At 45.5% G+C, this 11,547-nt stretch carries 8 protein-coding genes and 1 tRNA gene; 8 read left to right on the top strand and 1 reads right to left on the bottom strand.

Going from position 1 to position 11,547, the window contains the following annotated elements; all coding sequences use genetic code 11:
- Positions 1–43: 43 nt before the first annotated feature.
- A complete protein-coding gene (locus ACGHVY_RS03580; protein WP_390597190.1) occupies positions 44–2,545 on the bottom strand; it encodes an endonuclease MutS2 in 2,502 nt (833 codons plus the stop codon).
- Positions 2,546–2,678: 133 nt separating this feature from the next.
- Here ACGHVY_RS03580 and ACGHVY_RS03585 point away from each other — a divergent pair.
- From ACGHVY_RS03585 to ACGHVY_RS03620, 8 genes are all read left to right on the top strand, one after another.
- Positions 2,679–2,763: transfer RNA gene (locus ACGHVY_RS03585), tRNA-Ser, on the top strand.
- A 536-nt stretch (positions 2,764–3,299) separates the two neighbouring features.
- Positions 3,300–5,063 (top strand): helix-turn-helix domain-containing protein, encoded by a 1,764-nt coding sequence (locus ACGHVY_RS03590; RefSeq protein ID WP_390597192.1) that lies wholly within the window; start codon positions 3,300–3,302, stop codon positions 5,061–5,063.
- A gap of 94 nt (positions 5,064–5,157) precedes the next feature.
- Positions 5,158–5,520 (top strand): DUF488 family protein, encoded by a 363-nt coding sequence (locus ACGHVY_RS03595; RefSeq protein WP_308744366.1) that lies wholly within the window; start codon positions 5,158–5,160, stop codon positions 5,518–5,520.
- A gap of 84 nt (positions 5,521–5,604) precedes the next feature.
- The gene (locus ACGHVY_RS03600) at positions 5,605–6,837 is read left to right on the top strand and encodes a Cof-type HAD-IIB family hydrolase (RefSeq protein WP_390597194.1); all 1,233 of its coding nucleotides are present in this window, start codon (positions 5,605–5,607) and stop codon (positions 6,835–6,837) included.
- Positions 6,834–7,946, top strand: coding sequence for an isochorismate synthase (locus tag ACGHVY_RS03605; RefSeq protein ID WP_390597196.1), 1,113 nt, complete (start codon positions 6,834–6,836; stop codon positions 7,944–7,946). The genes ACGHVY_RS03600 and ACGHVY_RS03605 overlap by 4 nt, the downstream gene beginning before the upstream one ends.
- A gap of 19 nt (positions 7,947–7,965) precedes the next feature.
- Positions 7,966–9,633 (top strand): 2-succinyl-5-enolpyruvyl-6-hydroxy-3-cyclohexene-1-carboxylic-acid synthase, encoded by a 1,668-nt coding sequence (menD, locus tag ACGHVY_RS03610; RefSeq protein ID WP_308745897.1) that lies wholly within the window; start codon positions 7,966–7,968, stop codon positions 9,631–9,633.
- A gap of 3 nt (positions 9,634–9,636) precedes the next feature.
- The gene (menB, locus tag ACGHVY_RS03615) at positions 9,637–10,461 is read left to right on the top strand and encodes a 1,4-dihydroxy-2-naphthoyl-CoA synthase (protein ID WP_024986206.1); all 825 of its coding nucleotides are present in this window, start codon (positions 9,637–9,639) and stop codon (positions 10,459–10,461) included.
- Positions 10,462–10,469: 8 nt separating this feature from the next.
- Entirely contained in the window at positions 10,470–11,504 is a 1,035-nt protein-coding gene (locus ACGHVY_RS03620) for an o-succinylbenzoate synthase (protein ID WP_390597199.1), read from the top strand.
- Positions 11,505–11,547 lie beyond the last annotated feature (43 nt).

Here is an 11,547-nt window from a genome sequence, read left to right on the forward strand (position 1 = left end):
TTTTCTAAATGAGAACAAGTTCTTCGGACGTTTTGTTTACAGGTTAGTCAAAATCGACTACCGTGATGCCGGCACCGCCGAACTGTACATGCTCGTCGGCATAATGTCTGACTCCCGGCACGGTGGACAGATATTGGCGGATAAGTGTACGAAGTATTCCGGTTCCTGTGCCGTGAAGGATACGTACACGATCCATGCCGACCAATATAGCGTCGTCGACGAAATAAGTGACTGCTTGCAGTGCTTCGTCACCTCGCATTCCACGGACGTCAATATCCTGTTTGAAATTCAGTTTCTTTTCATACATCTGGTCGTGCGTCTGGCTGCTGACAAAGGTGCTTTTAGCGATTCCTTCTGTTTTTTGAGTGGCATTGCTGCGTTCGAGCCGCTCTAGTTTTACGGTTGTCTTGATGCTTCCGAAAGCGACAGTCGCGTTTTTGCCGTTGATTTCCATCACCTGCCCGACACTGGTCTGCCCCTTGATTTTTACATTGTCGCCAACTGTGATAGGAGTGACCTTCGGAGTGCTTGTGGGAGAAACAGCAGCAGTTTTCGGTTCGTTTTTCTTATTCTTCTTCCGTTCCTGCTTTTCTTTCAGTTTTGCCATTTTTCGTGCCATCTTCTCTTCCTGCTCTTTGGAAGCCAGTGCGTCCAAAGAAGTGCGGAAGTCGGTCAGTTCCTGACGCGCCAGGCGTGTCTTCTCCTTTTCGGCCTGTGCTTCCTTGATGGTACGGATTGTGTTTTCAATGCGGGCATTCGATTCCTGTAACATTCGCTCTGCTTCTTCTTTCGCCTGCTTGATAATCTCTTTCCGTGATTTCTGCAATTCTTCCATTTCCGCCTGGTAGCGTGCGATAGTCTCTTCCATATGCTTCTCCCGCTGGCGGATCGTTTGGCGTTTGCCTTCCCAGTAACGCTTGTCGCGGACAATATCCTGAAGATATTTGTCGGCATTGATATACTCGCTGCCTACAATCTCCGAAGCATCGGCAATGACATCTTCCGGCAATCCGATTTTCCGGGCAATCTCTACAGCGAATGAACTTCCCGGATTTCCTATTTGCAGTTGGAAAAGTGCCTGCATCAGATGGCGGTCGTAAAGCATGGCTCCATTCACCACTCCTTCATGGTCTTCGGCAAAATGCTTCAGATTTTGGTAGTGGGTGGTGATTACTCCGAAGGTCCGCTTTTGATTGAAGCGTTTCAATACGGCTTCGGCAATGGCACCGCCAATCTGTGGTTCCGTACCGCCACCAAACTCGTCAATCAGGATGAGGCTGCGTTCATTACAGTTCTTCATCATAATCTTCATATTGGTCAGATGGGAAGAGTAGGTACTCAGGTCATCTTCGATAGACTGTTCGTCACCGATATCAATAAATATACTACTGAATATGCCTGCATGGCTACGTTCGTGCAAAGGAATCAACATACCGCATTGCAACATATATTGCAGTAACCCGACTGTTTTCAGGCAGACTGATTTACCACCGGCATTCGGACCGGAGATAATAAGGATACGTTGTTTCTGGTTAAGTTCCATATCCAGCGGTACGACTTTCTTTCCGTGCTTGGCTAATGAAAGTTGCAACAAGGGATGTACTGCCATTGTCCAGTCCAATAGTTGTTCATTTTCTATGGCAGGCTTTAAACTGTTTGTCTGTATCGCAAAATAACTTTTCGCACGGATAAAGTCCACCTCTGCCAAGAACTCATACGATTGAAGAATCTCAGGGATAGACGGGCGAAGTATATTTGAAAATTCGGTGAGGATGCGGATAATTTCACGTCGTTCGTCTCCTTCGAGTTCACGGATGCGGTTATTGGCTTCTACCACTTCGGCAGGCTCTATAAATACAGTCTTTCCGCTGGCGGATTCATCGTGTACGATTCCTTTGATTTTTCGTTTCAGTCCCGGTGCGACGGGGATTACCAAACGACCGTCACGCATAGTGGGAGCTACGTCTTTATCCACATATCCTTCGGACTGCGCATTGCGCAGGATACTGTTCAAAGAGCGTGAAATACTTCCCATCGTACTGGCAAGCTCACGGCGTATACGAGCTAATTCGGTGGAAGCATTGTCCTTGATTTTTCCATATTTATTAAGGATACTGTCTATTTTCCCAATCAGTTGCGGGAATACGGCAATATCTCCCGCCAGTCTTTTCAGGCTGGGGTAGGGGGCATCGTTTTCCTCTTCATCCTCATTCCGGTGCAGGAAGCGAACGATGTCGCGGATGGTTTCTAATGACCGGCGCAGGTCGAACAGTTCTTGTTCGTCCAGATACATGCCTTCTATCCGCACCCGTTTCAGTGAAGGGCGGACATCAAAAAAGAATTGGTCGGGAAATCCGTCCTCTTCCTGAATGATGCGAACAAACTCAGTTACTTGGTTTAATTTCTCTTCCACTTCTTCATATTGTTCGGAAAAGGTCATATCCATGACCCGTTCTTCACCTAAAGTGCTGAGACATTTATCTTTTAGTAACTGTCTTATCTGATCGAATCCTATCTTTTGCTCAAAATTTTGAGGGTATATCATATCTTTGTTCTTACTAATGGACTGCAAAAATACGATTTATTCGTGAAAAAAATATCAGAATGTTTGCAGATTTAAAAATGATTCGTACCTTTGCACCGCTTTCAACGGAAAGCACTTCTGATAAAGAAGTTTTGGAGAGGTGGCAGAGTGGTCGATTGCGGCGGTCTTGAAAACCGTTGTACTGCGAGGTACCCGGGGTTCGAATCCCTGTCTCTCCGCAGACCCCCAAAGACAAAAAGGAGTCAAAGTATGACAAATCCCGTAAAATCAAGGTTTTACGGGATTTTTTATTTCTCTTCTCGGACATCCGAAAGACACAAAAAAGCTCCGTTTGGACAGAGTACTGTTACTAAATCGTTACTGAAAAAGGACGATTGATTTTAGTAACGATTTTTAGGATAAGTTGCTGATTTGTCGTTTGTTGTCTTCAAAGCGTCTGCTCATAACTCAATTATTAATCATTTCTTTGCCGCTAAAAGTTTTTACCCTCGGCAAAGAGGCAAAAAAAAGGAGGTATTTTTCTTCATTGCATTTCTTTTTAATTACTCTCACAGTTTGTGATACTGCAAAGGTAAGGCGCTGAAATCCATTAAAAAAGAACGATATAACACATATAGTTTGCAATTGTTCCTGATATGGAAAAAAATTGCTTTTTGGACAAATCAGTGTGGAGTATCCGTGCAAAAAAAGAATATTTCTATTTGCATTTTATGGATTAATCTCTATCTTTGAATAGTAATTTATTGGTTTTAGAATGAAAAGTATTCGCTTGGTTATATGCATTTATGCATTTTTATTTTGTAATAACCAGCTCTTATTTGCCGACGGAACTATAAATAATGATTCTTTATATACGGAAGAGTATATAAAAAGTATCTACATTGCCGAGCCGAAGCGTGCTTTGGAATTGTTGGATGGAGCTGAGAATAGAAAAACAATATCTTTGCAGGTTATAAACGAGATGCGTAGTTTGTCATATCGTAATATGTTTATGAATAAGCTGGCATTTATGTATGCAAAAAAAGCCTATTTGCTTGATTCCATATCTCAGAAAGACCCGAAACACATGTTGAAAATGACGGTGTATCTGGCTGAACTTTCAGCTATAATGAGCAAGTATGACGAAAGTATGCATTATGCATTAAATGGAATCAGACAGGCGCAAGAGTTGGGGGATAGGGAGGCCAGAGCCCGATTATTCTTCTGTATGGGGGAGAATAACTGGAGATTATCTTTTAAAGATAAGGCGTACGATTATTTTGACCGGACTATTGAATTGCTGCGTGGTTCGAAAAATATGCGCGAAATGATGCTGCTTTCTTACTATTATGGGGCAAAAATGGGCTTTTTGATGAATGATTCCCGAATCGAAGAGGCTTTGGAAGTCGGTTTTGAGCGTGAGAAGCAGATTGAACGGCTGAAAGCGTTACCTCAGGTTCCCGTCGGGTATGTGGACGGTCAATATAGTTATTTATATTCCAAACTTGCCTACATTTACTATGTAGAGAAGAAATATGTGCAAGCGGAACAGTATTATCAGAAATACCTGTCAAAGAAAGAGTCCCATACTCCGGATGGGAAAATGTATTCGGTTCCTTATTTGATGCTTTCCGGGCAATATGAAAAAGTGATTGACAACTGCCGGGAGTTTAAGGAATTGATGAAAGCCCAGCAGGACACTTTGAATGAACAATATCTGACTATTCTTCGGCAAGAAGTGAAAGCTTATCAGGGAATGCATAACTACAAAGAAGTTGCGGAACTACAGGAAAACATTTTAGCCATAACGGATAGTATCAATACCAGGGACAGGAAAAATGCCGCATTGGAATTGAACGCCATGTACGGTGTTTCTGAGAAGGAAGAATATATTGCCGAGCAGGCTTCTCAGTTGAAAATAAGAAATATTACACTCTGTTTCCTGGCATGTATTGTTGTGCTGACTCTGTTTATACTGTGGCGCCTGTGGTGTTTCAACCGTACAGTCAAGTATAAGAACAGGATGCTTGCCCGGCTTATAAATGAAAAGTTTGCCAATAGGAAAGACGGAAACCAGTTGTCGGAAGTATACGGGCAGCAGGCTATCTCGTCGGAGATAGAACCGGAACTCATCTCGTCCGAAGAGCTGGAAGAACTTTCGAATGAGACAGATAAGATAAGCGGGGAAGAAGAGGAGAATAAGAAAATATTCCAGGAGTTGAATCAAATTGTCATTCAAGACCAACTGTACCTTTCCCCGGAATTGTCAAGAGAAGATTTGGCACGGATAGTACATCTGAACAATGCCCGTTTTGCCCGTATGATACGGGAATGTACCGGTACTAATTTCAATGGCTATATTAACGAACTTCGTATCAATTATGCCATCAAACTGCTAAAGATGCATCCTAATTATACGATACGTGCCATAGCCGATGAATCCGGCTTCAACAGCACTCCGATATTATACAATCTTTTTAAGAAAAAAACGGGCATGACGCCTTATGAATTTAAGAAAGCGCAAGAGACATTTAAGTAGCATTACTTAAATGTCTCTTCTATATTTTTCCCATTCCTCGGAACAATTTCCTGCTTTTTCGGTTTATTACTATAAGTAATAAATAAATATAGTAATGTTACAAATTAGGATAAAGCGAGTGTATGACGACTTTTCGGAGACAGACGGATACCGGGTATTGGTGGACAAACTATGGCCGCGCGGCATTAAAAAAGAATGGTTGAAATGTGATTATTGGGCAAAAGACATCACACCGTCCGCTGCCTTGCGCAAGTGGTTTCACGAAGATATACCGGGACATTGGACCGATTTCTCCGTCCTGTATCAGAAAGAGCTGGACGCCTCACGGTCAGTGACGGATTTTCTGGCTTTAATCAAGCCGCATCCGGTGGTGACACTTCTTTATGCTTCTAAAGAACCCGTGTACAATCATGCCCGGATACTCCGTGATTATTTGGAAATGCGTCTGAAAGAGTGAAATTAAAGTAATTTTTATCTGTTTACGCTTTCTGTCGTTCACTCAATTTCCTACCTTTGTAATCTAAATCAAAATCGTGTAGCCATGAAGTATAAATTATTGGTCCTGGATGTAGACGGAACATTGCTTAATGATGCGAAAGAAATTAGTAAACGTACACTGGCCGCCTTGCTGAAAATTCAGCAGATGGGAGTACGTATCGTGCTGGCTTCCGGCAGACCGACTTATGGTTTGTTGCCGCTGGCCAAGTCTCTTGAACTTGGAAACTATGGTGGTTTTATCCTTTCTTATAACGGTTGTCAGATAATTAATGCACAGAACGGAGAAATCTTGTTCGAACGGCGTATCAATCCCGAAATGCTGCCTTATCTGGAAAAGAAAGCCCGTAAGAATGGCTTTGCGTTATTCACGTATCATGATGATACGATTATCACTAATTCTCCCGAAAATGAACATATTCAGAGTGAAGCCCGGCTGAATAACCTGAAAGTGATTCGGGAAGAAGAGTTCTCCGTAGCCATTGATTTCGCTCCTTGCAAATGTATGCTTGTCAGCGATGATGAAAAAGCGCTTGTCGGTCTGGAAGAACATTGGAAGAGACGATTGAACGGAGCATTGGATGTATTCCGTTCCGAACCGTATTTCCTCGAAGTGGTTCCCTGCGCCATTGATAAGGCGAATACCTTAGGTGCCCTATTGGAAGTGTTGGGTGTGACGCGCGAGGAAGTGATTGCCATTGGTGACGGCGTGTGTGACGTAACCATGATTCAACTGGCGGGACTGGGTGTGGCCATGGGGCATTCGCAGGATTCAGTGAAAGCTTGTGCCGACTATGTGACAGCTTCGAATGAGGAAGACGGCGTAGCCCTTGCAGTCGAAAAGGCGATTATTGCCGAAGTACGCGCAGCGGAAATCCCGCTTGACCAGTTGAATGCACAGGCGCGCCATGCATTAATGGGAAATTTGGGAATCCAATATACCTACGCTGATGAAGACCGCGTAGAGGCGACAATGCCCGTAGACCATCGTACGCGCCAGCCTTTCGGGATTCTGCACGGCGGAGCTACCCTTGCATTGGGTGAAACCGTTGCCGGACTGGGCTCGATGATTCTTTGCCAGCCGGACGAAATCGTTGTAGGAATGCAGGTCAGCGGAAATCATATCTCTTCTGCTCACGAAGGAGATACCGTGCGGGCGGTAGCGACTATTGTACATAAAGGACGTTCGTCCCATGTGTGGAATGTAGACGTCTTTACTTCAACCAACAAGCTGGTGTCTTCCATACGGGTAGTCAACAGTGTTATGAAAAAAAGATGATTGACGAAGAAATAAGTAATCTGACAGCTATTGATTCATTTATCCGGCAAAAGCAACCGTTTGCCGTTTACCGTATTCCCGGGGAGAAAACCCCTCGTCTGTTGACACAGGCCGGGGGGGCTGTCCGTTTGATCTATGACCTTAAAGACCTGAACGGGCAGAGAGGATTTGTCATCGCTCCGTTCCGGGTGAGTGAGACATGTCCGGTTGTGCTGATACAGCCAGAGCAATCGGGCCAGCCTTTACCGGTGGACGCGGATACGGACGAAGAACAGGAGAAAGCCGGGCAGATGCAAGGGCAGGAAACTTTTCTGAATACTTGCACGGAAAAGTATGCCGCATGTTTTCACACATTTATAAATGCCTTACGCGACGAGACTTTTGATAAATTAGTGCTTTCCCGTGAACTCGTTATCGGTCAGATGCCGGACTTCTCTCCTTCATCAGTATTCCGTGCGGCTTGCAAACGTTATATTCATTCTTATATATACTTATGCTATACCCCTCAGACGGGTATCTGGCTGGGTAGCACGCCCGAAATTATCTTATCGGGCGAGAAAGACGGATGGAACACTGTCGCACTGGCGGGAACGCAACCTTTGCAAGACGGCAAGTTACCGCAGGTATGGGACGAGAAGAACCGGAAAGAACAGGATTATGTAGCCTCTTATATCCGCCGGCAATTTCTTTCATTAGGTATTCAGTCTGCGGAGAACGGCCCTTATCCTGCCTATGCCGGGGCATTGTCGCATCTGAAAACGGATTTCCGTTTCTCTTTGAAAGATAACAGGGATTTGGGGAATCTTCTGAAAGTTCTGCACCCGACACCTGCTGTGTGCGGACTGCCCAAGGAAGAAGCCTATCAATTCATATTGGAAAACGAAGGTTACGACCGCCGTTACTATTCCGGTTTTATCGGTTGGCTCGACCCCGACGGAAGAACGGATTTATATGTGAACCTGCGCTGCATGCATATCGAGGACGAGCAACTGACCCTTTATGCCGGCGGCGGATTACTGGCTTCTTCGGAACTGGATGACGAATGGCTGGAAACGGAAAAGAAATTGCAAACCATGAAACGGCTTATAGCAGTGCCCCTTTATTCATAAACTACTAATTATTATCATCATGTACACAGATAAGAAGAATGTACTTCAACTGATTGCGCTGCTTCAGGCGCACGGGATTACTAAGGTTGTATTGTGTCCGGGCAGCCGTAACATACCTATCGTGCATACTTTGTCCAATCATCCTGATTTTACCTGTTATGCGATGACGGACGAACGGAGTGCGGGGTATTTTGCCATCGGCCTTACGTTGAATGGGGGGAAGCCTGCCGCAATCTGCTGCACTTCCGGTACGGCATTGTTGAATCTTCATCCGGCTGTGGCGGAAGCCTTTTATCAGAATGTTCCGCTGGTCGTCATCTCTGCCGACCGTCCTGCCGCCTGGATCGGGCAAATGGACGGACAGACGCTTCCGCAACCGGGTGTGTTCCAATCGCTGGTCAAGAAGTCGGTCAATCTTCCTGAGATTCACACGGATGAGGATGAATGGTACTGCAACCGTCTGATAAATGAAGCCCTGTTGGAGACGAATCATCATGGGAAAGGCCCGGTACATATCAATGTTCCTATTTCCGAACCCTTGTTTCAGTTTACGGTGGATACCCTGCCCGAAGTACGTGTCATTACCCGTTATCAAGGCTTGAACGTATACGACCGCGATTATAACGACCTCATCGACCGGATGAATAAATATCAGAAGCGGATGATTATTGTCGGTCAGATGAATCTTATCTATCTGTTTGAAAAGAGATATACCAAATTATTATATAAACACTTTGCCTGGTTGACGGAGCATATCGGCAATCAGACTGTTCCCGGTATGCCGGTGAAGAACTTCGACGCGGCGCTTTATGCTATGCCCGAAGAGAAAATAGACCAGATGACTCCCGAATTGCTGATTACCTATGGCGGACATGTTGTCTCCAAACGGTTGAAGAAGTTCCTTCGCCAGCATCCGCCCAAAGAACACTGGCATGTATCACCGGATGGCGAAGTGGTCGACCTCTACGGTTCATTGACTACCGTGATTGAAATGGATCCGTTCGAATTTCTGGAAAAGATAGCGAGTCTGCTCGATAACCGCACTCCCGAATATCCCCGTGTGTGGGAGAATTATTGCAAAATCATCCCCGAACCGGAATTTGCCTATTCGGAAATGGCGGCTGTCGGTGCATTGATAAAATCCTTGCCGGAGTCATGTGCCTTGCATCTGGCGAATAGTTCGGTCATCCGCTATGCCCAGTTATATACCATTCCTTCTACGATTGAAGTTTGCTGTAACCGGGGGACAAGCGGCATTGAAGGTTCGCTTTCTACGGCTGTCGGTTATGCGGCTGCTTCCGATAAGTTGAATTTCATAGCTATCGGGGATTTGAGTTTCTTCTACGATATGAATGCATTGTGGAATGTCAATGTCCGTCCCAATCTGCGTGTTCTTTTGTTGAATAACGGTGGTGGGGAGATTTTCCATACCCTGCCGGGATTGGATATGTCGGGTACTTCGCATAAGTTTATCGCAGCCGTTCATAAAACGTCCGCCAAAGGTTGGGCGGAAGAACGCGGGTTCCTTTACCTGCAGGCGGAGAATGAAGAAGAGTTGGCAGAAACCATGCAGATTTTCACTCAACCGGAAGCGAAGGAGTGCCCTGTGCTGCTGGAAGTGTTTACCAACAAGAACAAAGACGCACGAATGCTGAAAAATTATTATCATCAATTAAAACAAAAATAGATTATGTCAACACAAAGAGAGTGGACAACCATTAGAGAATACGACGATATTCTTTTTGATTATTATAATGGGATTGCCCGTATCACTATCAACCGTGAACGTTATCGGAATGCATTCACCCCGACTACTACTGCCGAAATGAGTGACGCGTTGCGCATTTGCCGCGAAGAAGCGGACATTGATGTGATTGTTATCACCGGAGCCGGAGACAAGGCTTTCTGTTCGGGCGGCGACCAGAATGTGAAAGGGCGTGGCGGTTATATCGGCAAAGACGGTGTTCCTCGCCTGAGTGTACTGGACGTGCAAAAACAGATTCGTAGCATCCCGAAACCGGTGATTGCTGCCGTCAACGGATTTGCCATCGGTGGCGGACACGTGCTTCATGTGGTATGCGACTTGTCCATCGCTTCAGAGAATGCCATTTTCGGTCAGACAGGCCCTCGTGTAGGTAGCTTTGACGCCGGATTCGGCGCATCTTATCTGGCACGTGTGGTAGGCCAGAAGAAAGCACGTGAAATCTGGTTCCTTTGCCGGAAGTACAATGCACAGGAAGCGCTGGATATGGGACTGGTGAATAAAGTAGTTCCCTTGGAACAACTGGAAGACGAATATGTGCAATGGGCGGAAGAAATGATGCAACTCAGCCCGTTGGCTTTGCGCATGATTAAAGCCGGGCTGAATGCCGAACTGGACGGTCAGGCCGGTATTCAAGAACTGGCAGGCGATGCGACGTTGCTTTATTACCTGACGGATGAAGCTCAGGAAGGAAAGAATGCATTTCTGGAAAAGCGCAAACCGAACTTTAAGCAGTATCCCAAGTTCCCTTAATATTCATAATGGACTGTAAGATAGAAATTATTCCCCGGTTGCTTCATTTCAAGCAACCGGCGGGAACTTCCCGGGGGACTTATACGACACGGAAAGTCTGGTATCTTCATCTGACTTCTCCTGATTTCCCGGGTAGGGTGGGGATAGGAGAGTGCGCCCCCTTGCCTGCGTTAAGCTGTGATGACCTCCCCGATTATGAAGATATCCTGACTAAAGCCTGCCGCCGGTTGGAAGAACGGCAAGGGAGACTGGATGTCGATTCTTTGTGTGATTATCCCTCTATACTATTCGGCCTGGAAACGGCTATCCGCCATTTCTTTTCGGGAAGTTGGGCGTTATTTGATACTGCTTTCTCGCGTGGGGAAGCGGGGATTCCGATAAACGGCCTTATCTGGATGGGAAACTTTGACAAAATGCTTTCTCAAATAGAGAAAAAGATGGAAGCCGGATTCCGTTGTATCAAGCTGAAGATTGGTGCTATCAATTTTGAAGAGGAACTGGCATTGCTCCGCCATATCCGTGCCCGCTTTTCTTCTAAAGAAATAGAATTGCGTGTGGATGCCAACGGTGCTTTCTCTCCGGCAGATGTAATGGAAAAGCTGAAACGCCTGTCCGAACTTGACTTGCACTCTATCGAACAACCTATCCGTGCCGGACAATGGGAAGAAATGGCACGTCTTACTTCCGACTCCCCGTTGCCGATAGCCTTGGATGAGGAACTGATAGGATGTAACATTCTGGAAGAAAAACAAAAGCTGCTTTCAACCATCCGTCCGCAATATATTATTATCAAGCCTTCTCTTCATGGTGGAGTATGTGGGGGTAACGAATGGATTACCGAAGCGGAAAAACGGCAGATCGGCTGGTGGATTACTTCTGCCCTGGAGTCGAATATCGGTCTGAATGCTATCGCCCAATGGTGCGCCACCTTTGATAATCCGTTACCTCAAGGACTGGGAACAGGACAACTCTTTATCGACAACGTAGAGATGCCACTTGAAATAAGAAAAGACAGCTTGTGGTTTTGTAATGATGCTATTTGAATGTTATTTGATGATATTCGACCAACAATATAAAGACATAAAT

The organism is Bacteroides sp. f07, assembly GCF_042854785.1.
In the GTDB taxonomy this organism is placed as follows: domain Bacteria; phylum Bacteroidota; class Bacteroidia; order Bacteroidales; family Bacteroidaceae; genus Bacteroides.